Origin of the sequence: Anaerotignum sp. (genome assembly GCF_031981185.1) — a bacterium.
Classification (GTDB): domain Bacteria; phylum Bacillota; class Clostridia; order Lachnospirales; family Anaerotignaceae; genus Chakrabartyella.
The window spans coordinates 1-18,988 of the sequence record NZ_DALYUL010000036.1 but is presented as its reverse complement, the minus strand read 5'-3'; the positions used below and the strand labels follow the sequence as shown (position 1 = coordinate 18,988).

Genomic DNA, 18,988 nt, shown 5'->3' with positions numbered 1-18,988 from the left:
CAGCATTACTTACTGTTACACTACCTTCTACTGTTAACGTTGCATTGGCAATGGTCACAGCATTACTTACTGTAATATTACCGGCAATAAGCATATTGCCAGTGGTATCTAATTGAAGCTGTTCCAGCGTAAGTGAGGTTTGATTAAACCCATACATTGTGGTCTTTAATTCGGATGCGGTGGTATTAAAAATCAGGTTATTCATCTTTTCAATCTCTCCTTATAAATTTAATATGATGTTTGACTATTTGAAATCAGATAATTAACATAGAAAACCGGTTCAGTACATACTATGTGGACAAAACCGGTTTGGTTACATTTTACTTTTGTTGCGATTGATACCAAACTTCGGTGACAATACCGTTATAAATGCTCGCCACACGTATTCTCACATATTTTGTAAAGTAAGTTGGAATAATTACGCCCATTACATTTGGTAATATCTCAATCCTCTGGGGATCTAAAAGTATATTTCTTGCATCAGGACTATTCTCAATGGAAACAACAATTGGGTAATCACCAAAATTGCTAACACAAAATGTAACCGTAGTTGCATTTGCTGTGAGAAAAAATGGAGACACTGCATTATTTCCACTACTTGAAACTGAAATTTTCTTCTCAAAAAAAGTCTTACCCTTGCATCTTGGTGCAATAATTTCCTGACGATACACTACAATCATCTGACAAGAATAAAAGTAGTTACCACCATATTCAAGGATTATTCCATTATTTTCTTTCATCCTAGAAGCCAAAACATAATAAATCTCCGAAATATCAATCATGATTTGGTTTTCGCTGTAATTCTGATAGCCATAACTTCTGTTTATTAATGAATCATGCTGAAGCCCATAGTTATATCCTTCATTGAGATAACAGCCAAATCCCCTTCCTGTCATTTCCCCATCCACTTCCAAGAAAAGATATGCTGACTCTACCATTTGATATTGAGGAATATCTTCCAAGTCAAAATATATGGTGCTAAAAGTGTCAAAATTAGCGAGAGAAATTGGTACTCTACTTCTCATACTGCTTATCACCTACCTTAGCTTTATATATAAAAAAACCTCCTTACGCTTGTTCTCATTTTATACTATGTACGGGTGTTAAAAGTGTGCTAACGTGCCAAAGGCAAAGTCTGGCGCTGCTTGTCATATACATATTAAAAAACACAATCGATAAGCGACTCAAAATGCCAATTTCACATAAAAAATGTGCTTATACTTCAAAATCAGATTCCATTTACATAAAAAAAAGGACAAGAACCATAAAATGGCCTTGTCCCAAAACTGTTTTTTTTTTAGAATACTCTCTATTCAGTCATAGATTAAAAAAGTTAAAATGAAAAAACAGAGTTGATAAGAAGAAGATTGTTAATTCTATTCTTACCACTCTGTTTTTGGTGAATCAAATACCTTGATATGAATGCATACACAGAAAAAACTTCGCCAAAATTGATCTCTTTTTAATTTCGAATATCATCTTTCTGGCATACATCTGTAGTTCACAATCATAACGAAAGCTTAAAATAACTGAGAAATTACGCAAGCCCAAAGTTTTGAACGTTCAAACATGCTGTCTACCAATGCATACTCACGAACTGTGTGGTTCCATTGTCCTCTAACACCACAGGAACAAATTGTAGGAACTCCTGCAATGGTAAGATAAGCCGCATCTGAACTTCCTCCCAGATCTTCGCATTGATGGTCACCAAGGCCATTGGAAAGAGCAATTTCCCGCACTTTGTTGAAAAACTCCATACCCATTTCACTGCGCTCAAAGGGCAGCATTTCATTGGTATACTTAAATGTTGTGCTGGTTCCATCTATATAGGTTTTGGCACAAATTTCCTCTACCTGTTTTTTCAACTTATCCATCTCAGAAACCTTTGTTGCACGCATATCTACAGCAATCTCACAATTTTTCGGAACAGCTCCAGACATGGTTCCGCCATTAATCACACCTACACTCACAGTAGTACCGACGTCCAAATTAGTCAGATCAGCCAAATCCCCAATCTTCTTCGCCATCTCAACAATTGCATTTCGGCCTGATACAAAATCATTTCCTGCATGGGCTTCAACACCTTCAACACTAATTTGAATTTCGGTCTTTCCCTTGCGTGAAACGCAAAGCTTATCACTAATCAAGCCTGTTTCCATATTAAATGCGCAAGCCGCACCGCGTCCCTCTTCCATTAAAACTTCTGCCGTACTTGACCCATAATGCAGGCATTCCTCATCTCCAGCAAATAATATCTTGATGGGACGTTTATTATATCCTATATGGTTCAGAGCCTTCACAGCGTACAGAGCAATAATAATTCCGCCCTTCATATCCAACACGCCAGGGCCATAAGCTTTATCTCCTTCAATATGAAATGGGTTTTCGCCAAGTTTGCCTTTAGGAAATACGGTATCCATATGACCACTAAATAAAATGGGGGCTCCCTCACGATCTTCACCCATAATTCCAACCAGAACATCCCCATGTCTTTCGCCTACGGAGATGTTACGGCAAACAAAACCCTCTTTTTCAAATTCTTGTCGAATACGTTGAGCACAACGGTTTACGCCGTCCGGCTCTCCGTAAAAACTTTCGATATTAACAATATCGCGCCAATCAGCAATAATTTCATCACGATGCTTGTCAATATAGTCATTAATTTCAGCAATAAAGTTTTCCATAAGTCATTCTCCTTTTCATATCAATAATAATCACCGACAACAAATTTAACTTAGAACAGAAATTTTTTTCTTTTGTTTTTCACATGTTACTAAGTACTTTTCATCTCATCTGCTAATGGCTTTGCGCCATGCTTTCTGCCAAATTGGCTATTGCCAAAATGCACAGCGAATACTCGCTGCGCATTGCTTATAAAGTATGCCCCTTGCCATATATACTCATGCCATATATACTTAGGAAAAATTTTTCTGATTCAGTATCACCGCACAAACCAATTTACAACGTGTCCGTAACGAATCAACAAGTGCATACTCATTTTTGGTGTGATTCCACTCACCCTGAACCCCAAAGGAACATAAAACGGGAGTCCCTGTCTTTTGAATGATGGAGGCATCTGATCCACCACCTAAATAAATATTAGAAGGCACCTCAAATCCGTAATCCTTTGCAACCTCTTTAACAAAGGTATAAAACTTCATCACTTCTTCACTGGTTTCAAATGCTGGCATAAAGCTTCCAAAAGACAACTTGGCTGTAACATCAGGTACATGATTCTTATTATTAATCTGCTGTAAAGCCTGTCTCAATCTTTCCTGCTCACTATCTGTTGAAAAACGAGTGTCAATTTTTAAGGAGCATTTTCCCGGCACTGCATTTGGCACTGTTCCCCCGCTGATAACGCCTGCATTTGCTGTTGTGCCGGCTTGCGTATCGGTTAGTGCTTGAATTTCAAGGATTTTATAGGCCATTTCTTCAATGGCATTTCTCCCAGCAGTAAAATCATTTCCAGCATGGGCTTCACGACCAGTGACTTCTATCTCCGCTGACAAAACACCTTTACGTCCGATGCAAAGTGCACCATCAACACGACCGGTTTCCATATTAAAAGCAAATTTCCCACCGGAGCATTCTTTTTGTATTACCTCAGCACCTTTAGAATTTATATGTGCATTCTCCTCATTACCCGAAAACACAATCTTTAAAGGGGTTTCATCATAACCAGCATCATTTAGTGCTTTACAGGCATAAAATGCAATGGCAATTCCACCTTTCATATCAAGAACACCAGGACCATATGCCCTGTTTCCTTCTATACGAAATGGATTTTCACCAAAAGTCCCCCTAGGAAATACCGTATCCATATGTCCCGAAAAAATAATTGGTTTTTCACCACGTTCCTCCCCAAGTATTCCCACCAGAGAATTTCCGCAATCTTCTCCAACTTCTACAACATTACAGCGAAATCCCTCTTTCTCAAATTTGTCTTTTAGAAAGATGGCAACACTGTTGACACCGTCTCCTTCTCGCACATAGCTTTCAAGATTAACAATTTCTTTCCAAAAATCAATCATCTCGTCAAAATGTGCGTCTATGTATGCATCAATAATTTGATAACATTCAAAATTCATATTACATCAACCCCATTACTGTTAGAATAAGTTTCATAACAAGCATACCCACTACTGAATCAACAAGGGGAACCAAAAGCATTAAGCCACGATGTTTCGGGTTAACATCGGAAACCAAGATAATACGAGCAAAATGTCCAATTAGAGTACCCATCAACATACAAGGCATTACTAATATGGTACATTGAGCCGCTGTAAGCACACCTTCTCCAAAAAGGTTTGCTGCTGCTGCCGCTCCAGCAGCTTTAGAAAAGAATGCTGAAAGAAGAACAACAATAGCTTCACCCGGCAATCCGAAAATACCCATAATTGGACCAAATACAACACTCAAAATCTCAATTAATCCTGTTAACTTGAGGAACTGAATAATTACATATCCAAGAATCATCGCAGGGAGAATTTGCTCCACCCCTATATAAAATCCCTTCTTTGCACCTTTCATAAAAACTTCAACGATGCTTGTTTTAACAGGTTTCTTTACTACATTTGCACCAACAGCTTGTGCCTGGTTTCCATCAGCCATTTATGCTCCCTCCCGCCTTTTTTTCTTTCATAGTTAAATAAAATCGTACTAAATTGGCACCAAGTAATTTACATAAAAAAAGCAGTATAATAATTGGTCCAATGGCTAATAGCACAATAGGAAGCAGTGGAGCCTGCGTATTAATAGTGTTCAAAATAACTGCAGACCCGGCATACTGATATGCAGCAAAAATACTTCGCTGTTTATCCGTTATTTTACCTTCTTCATAGAGCTGTTTTGTCATTACCGCTCCAACGTCTGAGCTTGTAAACGTAGCAACAAACGAAATTCCGCATGAACCAGGTATTCCAAGTATTGGTTGTAATATGGGATTGAACAACTTCACAGCTGCTTTCATTGCGCCAAGCTCTGTTACGGTGTCAATCATAGCAAGCGCAAATGAGACCGCAGGAATTAATGATAGTGCCTGAAGAAAACCTTCTTTTGCTCCTGTACCTCCCGAGCCAATAAATGCCTGCCCTGTTTCACCAATTTTGCCAAAGCCTCCACTTAAATTTAAAAAGTCCAATGCTTTTAAGGGGCCATCAACGTCTTTAAATATCCCTGAAAACATAACACATAAAACAATCAGAGATATCCAACCCTTTATTGTGACCTTTTCCTCTTTCTGATTCGTATCCAAAACAAAACCTTCCTCTCTAAAAATTAGTAATAATGACGTCTTCTTTTGATTTTTCCTGGAATAAACATCGTGTTTTTTGTGCATTAATTACAATAGTTGCGCAACATAAGCAATTGCTTTTGTGTATTCATTTTACTACTTGACTTTTTACTCTGTCAATGATATAAATTACATATATTTATTCTAAATTGGAATAAGAGAGGTGATTTGTTGGATACAATGAAGCTACACTGCTTTAAATCAGCAGCAAAATACGAAAGTGTTACAAAGGCGTCAGAAGAGTTATATATTCCACAGCCAACAATAAGCAAGCAGATCCGCAGTTTAGAAGATGAGCTTGGCTTCCAGCTATTCACAAGGCGTGGAAAACATATTTATTTAAACGAAAACGGAAAAATTTTTTTTCGATATGTGCAAAAATTTGATAATCTTATGCAAGACTGTCAGAAGGAAATTCTTGACCAAAACCAAAAAGCAGATGGCTCTGTGTCCCTTTTGGTCATGTCATGCTCAAAGATGCTGCCAAATATTTTGCAGGAATTTCGTAAGCTCTACCCAGATATACGTCTCTACATCAATCAAAGTGATTCTTTCAGTGGCAATGAAGACTTAAAATTATTTTCACAAGGTGATGGTCTGAATTCTTCAAATTGTTTGCAACTTCTTCGTGAAGATATCTGCTTGGCTTTACCTTTTGGGCATCCCCTTGTATTTAAAAAAACTGTAACCTTAAGTGATTTACAGAACGAAAGATTTATCATGTTAAAGCCCGAAAGTAATTTACGCAAAGTGATCGATCCGTTTCTTAAGAAGCATGATTTTAGGCCAAATATTATTATGGAAGCCGAGAATCCCTCTTTGCTTCGTGAATTGATCTCATCAAATTTTGGAATTTCCATCATGCCAGCTATCACATGGGGAAATGCTTCCGCAATGCATATTAAGCTAATTCCATTTGATGAGGTTGGCCTAGGGCGCAATATCTATCTTTCATGGAATAATGATCGCTATTTATCTCGTTCGGCATGCCTGTTTCGAAGCTTTTTAGAGAAATATTTTGAGAATATTGATAAATTTTATTGATAAGCAAGTTCCTAACAAAAATTATCTTATATGCACAAAGAAGCAGGTCTCTGCAATTAAACTGCACCCCTAAAGTCAAACAGTATGGCATACTGGAAATAACTTTGGGGGTGTTTAACTCTTTTATGGGTATAAAAGTAGAAATCAAGTAACTTGTCCATAAATAAGCCTGAGGGGAAAAAGAATCGGAAGTTATTTTTAAATTATATTCTTATGTTCTAAGAACCACTTTTCTTATTTATATTTTTTTATAATCATCAAGCTGATGATTTTCTTCTACTTCTAGGCGCTGGGTAAGCTTACTAATATTTTCAACTGTTTTTCGATTTAAAAAATGCTCAATTTTTTCTACCTGCTCCAGTTCATTTTCTGACTTGTTTAAGATACATAAAAAACGAGAAATAACATCATGACGGTACAGAAGATACGCTCCTGCCGCTGTTCCAACCTCTGTCAGTTCAATTTGTCCGTATTTTTCAGAATTTACGTATCCTAACTCTTTTAGATGCTGTACCATTTTTGTTGCGGAGGATGGCTTTACATTTAGCATCTTAGATAAATCGCTTATTCGGACAATTCCACTTTCTAATGTAGTCCGACATATCATTTCTAGGTAATCTTCCATTGCTGTAGTAAGTTCAGCTCCTTCGTTCATTTGATATCCTTTTAGAGTATAAAACCCATCTGCTTTCGTCATCATCTTATTCCCCTTATATTTTATTTGCTTTGACAGTCACCTTTCGCTTATCTTGGAATACTATGTTCATAGAAAGTTTCCTTAACCTAAATTTATTCGAAAGGCGGAATTACTATGAATATGAATTCTTTGAATGATATAAATCCCGGTGAAAGTGCCATTGTAAATTCACTTCTCTCAACAGGAAGTATGCGTCGTCGTTTATTGGATATTGGTCTGGTAGAAAACACCGATATAGAATGTATCGGCCGAAGCCCCGGCGGCGATCCCACTGCTTTTTTAATTCGTGGTGCAGTAATTGCAATTCGATCTGAGGATTGCGAGAATATCATTGTAACGCGCAAGTAAAGATTCAGTAAGGGGGATAACAAGATGGGGCTGACGAATAGTTCAATTGGATTAAATGCCGTTGATTTTGGTTTGGAAATTATTAAGCAATCACCCACTGATAAGATTATTGCACTGGCTGGAAATCCAAATGTGGGAAAAAGCACTGTGTTTAATGGTCTGACAGGCATGAAGCAGCACACCGGCAACTGGCCCGGTAAAACAGTTACAAATGCACAGGGTTATTGTTCCACAAAAAATCAGTCATACGTGCTAGTGGATATTCCGGGAACCTACTCTTTGATGGCGCATTCTGCCGAAGAAGAAGTTGCAAGAAATTTTATTTGCTTTGGAAATCCAGATGCAGTGATTGTAGTGTGTGATGCAACATGCCTAGAACGCAATCTAAACCTTGTGCTGCAAACAATGGAAATCTCAAAAAACGTTATTGTCTGTATTAATCTCATGGATGAGGCTCGCAGAAAAAACATTAAAATTGATGTAGAAAAACTCTCCAAGCACCTTGGCGTCCCTGTCATTGGAGCCATAGCAAGAAAAAAGAAGAGTCTCTCTGCTCTAATGGATATTGTTGATAAAGTGACTAATGGTACTATTCAATGTTCGCCCCTATCCATTCATTACTCAGAAGAAATAGAAGAAGCAATCTCGGCAATCGAACCTATTCTAAACAGAAAATATAGCACCATAAATAGTCGGTGGCTGAGCTTAAAAATATTGGAGCAAGATGAAACGCTGATGAAAGAAATCAATTCTTATCTAGGGGTATCTCTTTTCAGTGACGATGAGCTGACTGCGGCTTTGGAAAACGCAAAAACCATCCTGAAGAACAGTAATCTTGATCCAGATAAATTGAAAGATAAAATTGTAACTTCTCTTGTTACTTCAGCCGAAAAAATTACTAAGGATACTGTTTTCTACGAAAATCAAAACTATAATTCAACAGATCGAAATATAGACAGAATATTAACCAGTAAAGCCACGGGATATCCCATTATGCTGGCGCTCCTTGCCTTGGTATTTTGGTTAACCATAACTGGAAGTAATTACCCTTCTCAGTTAATATCCAGTTTTTTATTTAAAGTACAAGACTATTTATCTGCCTTTTTTCATTTTATAAATGCACCTGATTGGCTTCATGGTATTCTTGTATTGGGAGTATATCGTGTTTTAGCTTGGGTAATTTCAGTTATGCTGCCTCCAATGGCAATCTTTTTTCCGTTATTCACACTGCTAGAGGATGCAGGATACTTACCCAGAGTTGCCTATAATCTGGATAAAACATTTAAGCGTTGTAATGCATGCGGAAAGCAAGCACTTACCATGTGCATGGTATATACAATTTTGCATGATCCCGCCTATATTGAGAAGATATCATTGAATACTTGACAATTTACTTGACAATTCGTTATATGTATTACGATCAATTAGCATATGTTTTAAGATGATGATGAAATATTCCCCTCAAAAAAATTATAGGTGGAACGAACTGTCCACCTACAATACGCAATAGAAAAGTGTGAATTTCTTTAAATTACTAGAAATTATATTTAAAATTCTCCTTTATAAAATCAGCCATAGGGCTGTCTTTATCTTGTTGTATATAGTCTAAATCAAAATCTAAGTAATACAAATATGCGATACTCTTTTCTTCATCCGATATTCCAATCATACCAAATGATTTTGGATATTTTGCCTCATAATTTTCTTTCCCATCTACAACCTTAAAATCATAATTGCTTATAGAAAATTCGTATTCAGGAATATAATATTTACTTTTGTCATAATGCGAATTAACTTTGTGGTCCAAAAACCTATATTTTTCTGCTAATTTTTCTTTTTCCTTTTCATATGTTTCATCATCATAGGTTACAACAAGAGTTATCGCCTCTGACTCAAATAATATTATGGAAGTATGATTGTATTTGTATGATATGTCCTGATATTTCGGTAAATCCTCAATAGAGGGCATAAAGTTTTTCGCATATGTATCAATCTTATTACCGCTATTAAGATACTTTTTAATGTTTGTTGTATTCCAATTATTATAGCCAATAAAAATTAGTATGAAAATGCTAATTAATATAAAATAATATCTTTTTTTCATCCAAATCATCTCCTATTATTTTGTGCATATTCCCTTTCATTTAATTAGGTAATTTGCAAACTGCTTTATTATACTTAAAAAATAGCTTAAACTATTTTTACAATTCTTCAACTCTGATGCAAATTATTTAATGATTAGCGGTTACTCCTGGGTATTATTCCAAACCCTGCTATCAAATACTTTTATTTGAAATAAAGTATCACGGCTAAAAAAATTCATTAGAATTTCAACAAACCTTTTTCATCGAAAACAAAATCAGGCCCCCAAACAACTTCCCAGTAATAACCATCCATGTCAGAAAAATATGCGTGATATCCACCCCAAAAAACATCCTGAGGTTCTTTGACAATTTTGGCACCGGCATTTCTCGCCATTTCTATCACTTTTTCCACGTCTTCTTTTTGTTCAACATTATAGGCCAATGTGAATCCACCGAAACCGTTGCAAATTTTAGGCGGGGCATCTTTACAAATATCCTCCACCAATAATTCCAAAGGAAAGAGTTCAAACTTAGTACCTGGTGTGTTAAAAAATACAACATTTGGGTTATCACCCTTTTCCTCCGTTTGAAAACCTAGCTTATCTCTATAAAACTGAATAGACTTTTTCATATCTCTTACACCTAAACAAATACAAGTAATTTTATTCATAGATATTTCCTCCTTGTAAATTATAATGACATCTCTCTTCTACCGGGTTTTCGTCATCTCTAAATTTCCTTTTTGTTTCCTGCTTCCATTCCAAAACTATGATTCTTCCATTCCCCATCCGCATACAATAGTTTAGAGGTGGCGACCATGAAAATAATTGATTATGACAGAGAAAAAGCTGTGGCATATGCCCACCAATGGGCGTATGGACGCAATCCAAGATATTACAATTTCGATCTCCTTGGCGGAGATTGCACTAATTTCACTTCTCAGGTGTTGTATACCGGTTCAGGCATTATGAATCCCATGCCAACCTTCGGTTGGTATTATTATAGTTTAAACAGTCGGGCGCCGGCTTGGACAGGTGTAGAATATCTTTATAAGTTTCTTGTGAAAAACTTAGGAGTGGGCCCTGTTGGTATATCATCAGACATTTCTCAGGTTGAGCCCGGGGATATCGTCCAACTTTCTTTCGACGGAATAAGTTTTAGTCATTCCCCTACAATTGTTGCTGTCGGTAAAGTTCCCGCTCCCGCCAACATCCTTATTGCGGCCCATACCTTTGATGCTGACAACCGCCCACTGGATACTTACCCCTACACACACCTTCGCTTTATACACATTACCCATGTGAATACTTGGTGAGGCATAGTACCTTTCCTTTTGCAATATAGGGTTGAACAAAAAAACTATGAACATACATTCAGCTTATTCTATAATGTCCAATAATATCATTGCGATTTTCAAGAATATCCTCTTCATAATGACGCTGATATGGATACGCATGATGAATTACAAAGGATAACCCTTTTTTATTTCTCTTATCGGATACAATTCCAATATGCTTCTGAAACACAACGATATCTCCCCCTTGCCACTGTTCAATGTCTGATATATCTGTTGTCAGGGAAATAGAATTGTTGGCAAAATATACTTTTAAATTTTGAACCCTTCTAAAATCAATATTTTTGTTTACGGTTTCTATGTTATATGTTTCCCTATGATTCAGGATATCCTCGTTCACAAGTTCCATTAAATGATACCCCGCATTCTGCAAGCCAAACGCCACAACATCCGTACAAACGCCATATCCGTCGTCTGGATAACCAGTTTCATAATATTTGCTTTTATATTTTGGATGGGTGGCAATATAGCTTCGAACACCGTCTAAGATATCTGTCTGATCATCAATCCCATCAGAATCTTTATCTGTTTGGCTAATATACCGCTGTATTTTAAAATCTTCATTGCTGTATTTTTTATGCGGGATTATATTAAAATGATATAAGGCATAAACGACTAAAATAAAGGCAATGAATATCAATGTAAAAAACAATATTTTTTTATGTTTCATTATGTCTCCTTTATTTTATTATTTTTCAGTTACTTGTTTTCAGTATCAATTAAGCTGATCGCTGTAATATTTAGTAAAAATGTAATAACAACATGAATAACTGACACAACCGATACTGCACCAATTGTGTCCATAATTCCACTAAAATCTTGAATATTCACACGGTGCCTAATTTGGAGCAGTTGAAAAACAATTGCGCAAGTACAAAAAGTAACACTATAAAATGATACATTTTTCAATTTATTCCCTTTTTGGAACTGACTAATTGCAAACACTGGTATTATCCACGATAACGCCCCTAGCGCAAGGCTTCCAAAATCAAAAAAATCACTCATTCATTTTCTCCTTTACATATAAAACAAAATAAATAAAGCTCAACAAGACCTTCGGATCGTTTCTTCTTATTCTTTCCCACGACATTCCCGCTTCCACATGTTATATGTATAAATAGCTTGAGCCATCTCTACAAGAACTAGCACAATTGCAATCGGGATTGTGATTATAACTGAATGCCATACTAACCAAGTTGCCATTATAGCAAGAATGACAAAAGGAATTAGCCAAATAGTTCTTAGGAATTTGCGACGATAACTTAATTTCCAATAGATAAGTTCAAAGCCTTTATCAATTTTCTGCATTTTTTGTTCTTTGTTCATGGTTTCTCCTTAATTGTATGTAAACTCTTAATTTAATATTTAAATGTGTAATCATAAAGACTATGGGAATCCATCTAAATAAATACTCATTTTCGTTGGGTAATTAACTGAACCCGAGAAGTTAATCTAAACTTATTTTCTACAGTGTTTACATCCACTGTAATTTTGTCTCCTACCCTAAAGTCGTAGTAAGTTAAAAGTTTAGTTTCACCAGTTTCATTGTCTGCATATATATAATAAATATCATCACTTTCACAGCTAATATAGCATTTTTCACCTAATATACTATTTTCATCTAAGCTTTTAACCACAAAACCTTTTAGCTGTGTATTGATTTCTAAAATTTCTGCATTTAGCCCCACAAATCTTGTTTGCGTATCTTCCTTTGTTCCCCGCGTAGAAATACATAAAAGTATGAGAACGATACACAAAATTTCCACCACGAATTTTTTCACAAGTCATATCCTCTCGATACCATACTAGTACTACCCTCAGATCCATTCCATGTTCGCTCTGAGAGAAATCCACTATTTCATTTCCTCTAAGGCTCCCCCCCACTCCACTGCAACGAAACCTTCTCTTTCAACTGTTTTTAACTGCTGTTCCTTTATCCTCTCGTTTCCCTCTGCCCCTTTATATATCATAAATACCCGAATGACACTATCAGGTTGGGGATCGATGTTAAGAGAAACTTTTGATGAATATTCCTCCGTATCAAATTTAATCAAGTTGAATTCATTTTCTATGAGCCGTGGAGCCCAGAATGTAATAAAATCAGCCCGCTCTTTTTCGTTGAGACCTAGGGTTTTCAGTTTCTCCTCAAGGAAAGAAACCGTTTCTTTTCTACTAACCAAAAAGCCTTCATCAAATTCAGGCGAATAATTCATTACTTTCCCTTCCCAAAAAAGGTACGGATACGCCGTTGTCCCACTTATAAGGGTACCATCCGTTTTTGCAGTTACAGTCCAGCCATCTTTATATTCAGGATAGGTAAACGTAAAATCTCCAACAAAAGAGAGTCCCACATTTACATTGGTTTCTTTTTGGGGATAAAGATATATCACCGGTTTTCCAGCTGTAATATATGAAAAATTTATTTCATGGTTAAAAGCATTATATAAAATACCAACAATATCACCTCTCGAAGCAATTTTATCAGGTGATTGGCTAGTAATAATCCCATTTTCCCTTGCAATTTTCAAATATCCATCAGGATACCCTCCCAATGCCTTTGCTGTATCTAATAAATGCTGGCGTGAATCCTCAATCCTTTCACTCGTTTTGAGCAAAACCACAATAGAGTCTTTTATGGTTATGCTTTCATCCGGAAGAAATGTATCTTTCGTCTTTCCATTTATCATTCCACTGTTGTAAGCATACGTGATGTAATCTTTTGCCCAATGGTCTTTTGGAACATCCTTAAATGGAGATGGCTTTTTATTAAATCCTTTATCAATTTTGTACATATGTCTATAATCGTCTAAGCGGTAAGCATTCACCATGAGAGTTATAAATTCTGCCCGGGTTATGTTTCGCTCCAAATGTAACTTTCCTTCCTCGTATCCTTTTAATATCCCCATTTCCACTAAAAATCTTCCCATTTCTTCAATAGAAATCTGTTGATCATTCTTTCTGTAAGCCAAAAGTTCGAATACATAGTCACCTACGTCTACTGTCGATCTATAATCCCTCACAATGTTAGTAACGAAATAAGCTGTTATAATATCACCGTCACTAAATTCTGTATCATTAAATATTGTTGTATCAAGAATAATAAAGTCTTGATTTTTATCACCAATGTTTGTACTCCAAAGCTCATCACTGATTTTTGAAAGCTTAATCCTCCCTTGGGATATCTTTTTAACCTTACCTGATAGTACTGAACTTCCAACTTTCCTAACTGTATGGGTATCTTCGGCGTAAACCGTTGCCGATGTGGAAAATAGCAAACCAATACACATGAAAAAAGCAATTATTTTTCTAGTCATAATAACCCCCCTATAACTTATCATTTTCCTTAATTATACATATATCTCCATGGCATTTCCATAAATTTCAATATTGTTAAGACAATTGTCGTTTTTAAGGATATATATATCAATCCTCTTCTCAAATTCCGTTCATCCTGCTACATCTTGCTGAAACAAAAAAATCACCCACAAATGTGAGTGATTTTTTTGTTTTTGTTTTACTTGTGGCTGAAATTCCTTTTCAAAAAAACTAAGGCTTTTCTTCCAGAATTATTAAAGATTTATTTATTCACTATTTCTCCAGCCATTTTTACAAGTGCCGCTTTATCTACTGCATCATCTGAATTAATCAAAGCATAAGACATGCCGTTGTCTTCCCAACAAATTTGCTGCATATGAAGAACTTCAACTTCTTCAGAACCATAAGAGAATACATATTTCCCACTTTCAGAATCAGCCTTATCCTGCTCAGTCATTACATAATCAGGTGGAACTATTTTGTACATATCACTAAAATATCTTCCTTCAACATTATCAGAAATTTTTACAATTTCTCCATTTTCATCTGTACCCGGCATAATGCCATTGTCTACCAAAAGATTTACTGTTGAATCTCCATTCTTATAGGAGAAATTGGCAGTTTTTAGTGTCACTACTGCGCTTCCATCTTCAGCCTGTGCATTTGATTCTCCTACGCCACCATTATAAAAAGTGTATCCACCTGCAAGCTCATCGACATACTTTGGAACAAATCCAGCCTCTTTTTTCACTTCATTTTCACTGGGATACTCAGCAAAGGTCCCATTTGTAGATTGAGTGGTATAGCTAGCAATTTTTGCTGCTGCAAAGCATGTGATTGATGTAAATGCTAACAACATACACGCTACTAAAATCCCTCTGGTTTTTTTTACGGAAAATAATTTCATATTCAAGCCCTCCATTTTTTTATTTTTAATTTTTCTATTGATTTGAAGAAACATATCCTCTGAAGGACAAATATTATCTGCCTCTGCATTTAAAACATTTTTTAGCTTATCTTCAAATTTTTCCTGTGATTTCACTGCATTTGGCCTCCATTCGATAGGTATTGTCACATTCCATATTTTTTCTAAGAATTTTCCGAGCGGCATGAAGCCTTGATTTTACTGTCCCTTCAAAGCATCCCATGATTTCCGCTATTTCTGAAATAGAGAAATTATTATAATAGTAGAGAAGTACTGTGATTTTCTTCTTTATTTCTAGATGCTCTACAGCATTCATAAGAATTTTAGATTCTTCCTTATCAATAATTTCTCCTTCTACTAAATGAGTATCTTCTGTTTCTGCAAATTCAAATATGTTGTCAACCGGTATAGACACTTTTTCTTTCGCAGACATTTTCCATGCAAGCCTTGTTAACATTCTAAAAAACCATGTTTTAAAACTCGTCGGGTCCTTTAAATCTGCAATTTTGAAATAACATAGAATAAAAGCCTCTTGTACGATATCATCTGCCAAAGCCCTGTTGTTTGTTATCAGATAAGCCGTTCTTATCGCTTTATCCTTATACAAATCAAATAAACCCTCAAAAGATGACTTATCCCCCTTTTGCAGTTTCAGAACAAGTTCTGCACTATTGTCTATCATTTGCTATCTCCTTTCTGTGTACACATATATAAGAGGCATATAATATTGAATCGGTTCATTTTAATTGAAAAATATTTCATTTTTTTAACCTGCTATCCTCTATCTAAAGACAATCAACAAAAGAAAGCAATGGATCAAAGATTATTGAATAACACATTTATATCTTTACCGTGAGTTACAGGAAATTCCAACAACTCTATGATTTAAGCTGCTTCTTTTATCTTCTGATGGGAAGGTATTTTAAAATTCATTTATTAAGATTGATTCTTTTTGCACCTGTGAAACTACATAAATGAATAGTGCTTCCCCACCTGCCAAACGATTCGCCCGAATATTTCCGCTGACAAAAGCATAATTATACTACGAATGTAAAGTCATTGGAGTGATAATTATGCTTTCAACAGAGGATTATATCCGGCTATCCATCCAACATAATCTGTTTTGGATACGCATCATGAAGGAACACGCAATATTTATTGAGGCCACAATGCCACCCCCCGGCCGTCAGTATGCACTGCAGGCTGGTAGGTTCAGGCAAAATTACGATCGGCTGATGCGCCTAACCATCCGCTTGTCAAACGGAGTAATTAAGGCAGATGATCTTCATTCAGGGCAGTTTTATACCCAGTATACCCTGGAGGCGGAGCGACAGACCCAAGTATCTACAGGTATAAACATTGATACCAATCTGACGCAGATGGAACACTGTATTGAACCATACAACAAGAGCCTCCCCATAAACGCATATATGGAGCAATCTGTCGGTGCACTAAACGAAAACCTTTTAAGTCTGACCAATTCCTTTGTCCGTTTTAAAGCGGAGCTTTTAGAACTACGGACCACCTGTGGTCTATTCACTATGATGTATACAGCGGATATCGAACATGTTCTCCTTGAGGCACAGCGATACCAAAAAATATTGGTGGGATTGCAAAATCGGGTGGACTTAACACCGGAAGATGACATAATCTTCTGGACACAGAATATGGCAGGTCATGCCAAAGTAATGCGTGGAGAACTTGATCCTACCCAAGGGGTTCTCATCAATCAGGCAAATGCATTTGCAAACACCTTTGACACATTGGCCAATGAGGAAATAAGCGGCTGCAATAATCCTACAGATAGCACGCTGCTCACAGAAACCCAAGACATAGCGGGATTTAAAGCCATGGTCACGCAAGACCTCATCCATTGCAAAGTGCAGGCAATTCTACTGTCACTTTATACAGACCACCTTTTAAGAGAGGCAAATCATTTTATTTGGCTTCTTAAATAATTCCACTACATACATGAGCTAAAATCCTGTTTTAATTGCCAAGCAGCATATAGATCTTAACTGGATGAAACGACAAATCATCGCTTCAGTTATCAATGAAAAATAATCCTAATGCTTGGTTTAAAACGAATGGCACATTCTAAGTCAACATACGCTGTTCTGGTTGCAGTGTGTGTTGACCTGTTTTGCCATATAAAACTTAGTTCACGTATAGCACAATATGTAATATTTATCAATTAAGAATTTAATAAGATTAAAACGCAATACAAAATCCTTTCATTCCTCATCTCTCTTTTAAACCATTTGCAGTACATTTTGAATATATAAGCTTGATACAATTTCTAAGCCTTAACAACCATCAATTCATTTCCTTTTATAAAAATAAAAGTTCTTTCCTTCACAGGATTCTTTGTTACCCTTCTCACTCCGCCTCCTTGATAAATTCTTTTTGCATTTTCCTAAGTTCATATATAAACTATCAAATCTTTATACTTTCTTTATAAATATCCTTTATTCTTTTTTTATTAAATAGAAAAGAGGTATGGATATGGAAAACATATTAACCACAAAAGATTTATGCAAAAATTTCAAAAAGCAAAAGGCAAATGACAGAATTTCAATTACTGTTAGAAAGAATAGTATTTATGGTTTACTTGGTCCAAATGGTGCAGGTAAATCCACATTTCTTAAAATGATAACAGGCATGATAAATCCGTCATCAGGTGAAATTTATTTTAACAATAAACCTTGGACTAGAAAAGACTTGATGAATATTGGCGCTCTCATTGAGTCTCCGCCTATTTATGAGAATTTAACAGCATTTGAAAATCTGAAAGTAAGGGCATTGCTCTACAATTTACCAAATAGCAGACTAAAAGAAGTCCTTGAAATTGTGGAGCTTACAAAAACGGGTAGGAAAAAAGCAGGTCAATTTTCAATGGGTATGAAACAGCGCCTGGGTATCGCTATGGCACTTTTAAACAACCCATCACTATTAATCCTTGATGAACCAACAAACGGGCTGGATCCCATTGGCATTCAGGATTTAAGAGAACTTATTTTATCATTCCCCCAAAAAGGTATAACTGTTATTTTATCAAGTCATCTATTATCCGAGGTAGAACAGCTAGCTGATGATATTGGAATTATTGCAAACGGAAAGCTTTGGTATGAGGAATCCATCCATAAAAATGAAGATCTTGAAAGTCTCTTTATGGACGTTGTGAGAAAGTCAGGTGATTATAATGGTTAATTATCTAAGATCTGAAATACTAAAGCAAAAGCATCGTTTTAGCCTAAAACTGCTATGGTTAAGTCCTTTGATTGCAGTGGCCCTTGTTATTGTTCTTATGGGTGGTCGTTTCTTTATAGAAGGTGCATTTAACTGGTGGTATACAATGATTTTACCGGGTGCCCTTTCCATGATTATAGCCTTTACTGTTTCAGCAGAGAAAAAATACAATCATCATGGATTATTTGCTGTTTCTATTGATAAAAAAAAGTTGTGGATTTCGCAGCTAATCATGAACACAATCTTTCTACTGATTGCGAATCTTATCTTTTTGATGATTCTCTCTATCGTTGGAATAGCCATTGGTGTATCAATACCTATTTCAAATTGCTTCATAGCAAGTTTTGTTCTATTTTTGACTTTTGCATGGCAAATACCTATGTTTATGTTTATCAGCGAAAACTTCGGTTCTTTTATCTCAATAATGCTAAGTTTGCTTTGTAATATGGGATTTGGTATCTTTTTTGCAGCATCAAGATTATGGTATGTTCCATTTGCGATTCCCGCCAGATTAATGTGCCCTATTATTAAAGTACAACCTAATGGTTTGCCCCTCGGAGCAGGAAATCATTTAGGGGATACCTCAGTTATTTTTATGGGTATCATAATAACAGTGGTGTTGTATTTACTTTTATCGGTCGTTACTACATTATGGTTTCAACATAGGGAGGCCAAA

At 36.0% G+C, this 18,988-nt stretch carries 23 protein-coding genes; 7 read left to right on the top strand and 16 right to left on the bottom strand.

What is annotated here, in order from left to right; translation table 11 throughout:
- The 6 genes from RTK36_RS15200 to RTK36_RS15175 form a co-directional block, all read right to left on the bottom strand.
- On the bottom strand, positions 1-205 hold a 205-nt coding region (locus RTK36_RS15200), incomplete at its 3' end, for a hypothetical protein (protein WP_312048080.1).
- Positions 206-320: 115 nt separating this feature from the next.
- Positions 321-1,025 carry a DUF6385 domain-containing protein gene (locus tag RTK36_RS15195; RefSeq protein WP_312048079.1) on the bottom strand — a complete coding sequence of 235 codons (705 nt, stop codon included), beginning with the start codon at positions 1,023-1,025 and terminating at the stop codon, positions 321-323.
- A 495-nt stretch (positions 1,026-1,520) separates the two neighbouring features.
- Entirely contained in the window at positions 1,521-2,684 is a 1,164-nt protein-coding gene (locus RTK36_RS15190; protein ID WP_312048078.1) for a M20 family metallopeptidase, read from the bottom strand.
- A 231-nt stretch (positions 2,685-2,915) separates the two neighbouring features.
- Positions 2,916-4,091, bottom strand: coding sequence for a M20 family metallopeptidase (locus tag RTK36_RS15185; protein ID WP_312048077.1), 1,176 nt, complete (start codon positions 4,089-4,091; stop codon positions 2,916-2,918).
- A gap of 1 nt (position 4,092) precedes the next feature.
- A complete protein-coding gene (locus RTK36_RS15180) occupies positions 4,093-4,614 on the bottom strand; it encodes a nucleoside recognition domain-containing protein (protein WP_312048076.1) in 522 nt (173 codons plus the stop codon).
- A complete protein-coding gene (locus RTK36_RS15175) occupies positions 4,607-5,257 on the bottom strand; it encodes a nucleoside recognition domain-containing protein (RefSeq protein WP_312048075.1) in 651 nt (216 codons plus the stop codon). The genes RTK36_RS15180 and RTK36_RS15175 overlap by 8 nt, the downstream gene beginning before the upstream one ends.
- Positions 5,258-5,476: 219 nt before the next feature.
- Here RTK36_RS15175 and RTK36_RS15170 point away from each other — a divergent pair, with 219 nt between their 5' ends.
- Positions 5,477-6,340 carry a LysR family transcriptional regulator gene (locus tag RTK36_RS15170; RefSeq protein WP_312048081.1) on the top strand — a complete coding sequence of 288 codons (864 nt, stop codon included), beginning with the start codon at positions 5,477-5,479 and terminating at the stop codon, positions 6,338-6,340.
- Positions 6,341-6,578: 238 nt separating this feature from the next.
- Here the strand turns inward: RTK36_RS15170 and RTK36_RS15165 are convergent, their stop codons facing one another.
- A complete protein-coding gene (locus RTK36_RS15165; RefSeq protein ID WP_312048074.1) occupies positions 6,579-7,040 on the bottom strand; it encodes a metal-dependent transcriptional regulator in 462 nt (153 codons plus the stop codon).
- Positions 7,041-7,151: 111 nt separating this feature from the next.
- Here RTK36_RS15165 and RTK36_RS15160 point away from each other — a divergent pair, with 111 nt between their 5' ends.
- Both RTK36_RS15160 and RTK36_RS15155 read left to right on the top strand, forming a co-directional pair.
- Positions 7,152-7,385 (top strand): FeoA family protein, encoded by a 234-nt coding sequence (locus RTK36_RS15160; protein ID WP_312048073.1) that lies wholly within the window; start codon positions 7,152-7,154, stop codon positions 7,383-7,385.
- 24 nt (positions 7,386-7,409) lie between these two features.
- The gene (locus RTK36_RS15155; protein ID WP_312048072.1) at positions 7,410-8,771 is read left to right on the top strand and encodes a ferrous iron transporter B; all 1,362 of its coding nucleotides are present in this window, start codon (positions 7,410-7,412) and stop codon (positions 8,769-8,771) included.
- Positions 8,772-8,919: 148 nt separating this feature from the next.
- Here the strand turns inward: RTK36_RS15155 and RTK36_RS15150 are convergent, their stop codons facing one another.
- Both RTK36_RS15150 and RTK36_RS15145 read right to left on the bottom strand, forming a co-directional pair.
- The gene (locus RTK36_RS15150; protein ID WP_312048071.1) at positions 8,920-9,489 is read right to left on the bottom strand and encodes a hypothetical protein; all 570 of its coding nucleotides are present in this window, start codon (positions 9,487-9,489) and stop codon (positions 8,920-8,922) included.
- Between the two features lie 218 nt (positions 9,490-9,707).
- Entirely contained in the window at positions 9,708-10,139 is a 432-nt protein-coding gene (locus RTK36_RS15145) for a VOC family protein (RefSeq protein ID WP_312048070.1), read from the bottom strand.
- 147 nt (positions 10,140-10,286) lie between these two features.
- On the opposite strand from RTK36_RS15145, the gene RTK36_RS15140 reads away from it, so the two are divergent.
- Positions 10,287-10,784, top strand: a complete 498-nt coding sequence (locus RTK36_RS15140) for an amidase domain-containing protein (RefSeq protein ID WP_312048069.1) — start codon at positions 10,287-10,289, stop codon at positions 10,782-10,784.
- Between the two features lie 58 nt (positions 10,785-10,842).
- On the opposite strand, the gene RTK36_RS15135 is transcribed toward RTK36_RS15140, so the two are convergent.
- The 7 genes from RTK36_RS15135 to RTK36_RS15105 form a co-directional block, all read right to left on the bottom strand.
- The gene (locus tag RTK36_RS15135; RefSeq protein ID WP_312048068.1) at positions 10,843-11,493 is read right to left on the bottom strand and encodes a DUF1287 domain-containing protein; all 651 of its coding nucleotides are present in this window, start codon (positions 11,491-11,493) and stop codon (positions 10,843-10,845) included.
- A 29-nt stretch (positions 11,494-11,522) separates the two neighbouring features.
- Positions 11,523-11,828 (bottom strand): hypothetical protein, encoded by a 306-nt coding sequence (locus tag RTK36_RS15130; protein WP_312048067.1) that lies wholly within the window; start codon positions 11,826-11,828, stop codon positions 11,523-11,525.
- 66 nt (positions 11,829-11,894) lie between these two features.
- Positions 11,895-12,149, bottom strand: a complete 255-nt coding sequence (locus RTK36_RS15125) for a hypothetical protein (protein WP_312048066.1) — start codon at positions 12,147-12,149, stop codon at positions 11,895-11,897.
- A gap of 86 nt (positions 12,150-12,235) precedes the next feature.
- Positions 12,236-12,604 carry a hypothetical protein gene (locus tag RTK36_RS15120; protein WP_312048065.1) on the bottom strand — a complete coding sequence of 123 codons (369 nt, stop codon included), beginning with the start codon at positions 12,602-12,604 and terminating at the stop codon, positions 12,236-12,238.
- A gap of 72 nt (positions 12,605-12,676) precedes the next feature.
- Positions 12,677-14,137 carry an S-layer homology domain-containing protein gene (locus tag RTK36_RS15115; protein ID WP_312048064.1) on the bottom strand — a complete coding sequence of 487 codons (1,461 nt, stop codon included), beginning with the start codon at positions 14,135-14,137 and terminating at the stop codon, positions 12,677-12,679.
- A gap of 263 nt (positions 14,138-14,400) precedes the next feature.
- Positions 14,401-15,180 (bottom strand): hypothetical protein, encoded by a 780-nt coding sequence (locus tag RTK36_RS15110; RefSeq protein WP_312048063.1) that lies wholly within the window; start codon positions 15,178-15,180, stop codon positions 14,401-14,403.
- Positions 15,158-15,745, bottom strand: coding sequence for an RNA polymerase sigma factor (locus tag RTK36_RS15105; protein WP_312048062.1), 588 nt, complete (start codon positions 15,743-15,745; stop codon positions 15,158-15,160). Before RTK36_RS15105 ends, RTK36_RS15110 begins: the two co-directional genes overlap by 23 nt.
- Positions 15,746-16,136: 391 nt before the next feature.
- Between RTK36_RS15105 and RTK36_RS15100 the strand changes: the two genes are divergently transcribed.
- The 3 genes from RTK36_RS15100 to RTK36_RS15090 form a co-directional block, all read left to right on the top strand.
- Positions 16,137-17,021: a DUF2935 domain-containing protein gene (locus RTK36_RS15100; protein WP_312048061.1), complete on the top strand. Its 885-nt coding sequence runs from the start codon at positions 16,137-16,139 to the stop codon at positions 17,019-17,021.
- 547 nt (positions 17,022-17,568) lie between these two features.
- Positions 17,569-18,273 (top strand): lantibiotic protection ABC transporter ATP-binding protein, encoded by a 705-nt coding sequence (locus tag RTK36_RS15095; protein WP_312048060.1) that lies wholly within the window; start codon positions 17,569-17,571, stop codon positions 18,271-18,273.
- Positions 18,266-18,988: lantibiotic immunity ABC transporter MutE/EpiE family permease subunit (locus RTK36_RS15090; protein ID WP_312048059.1), on the top strand; the 723-nt coding region annotated here is incomplete at its 3' end. The genes RTK36_RS15095 and RTK36_RS15090, both read left to right, overlap by 8 nt.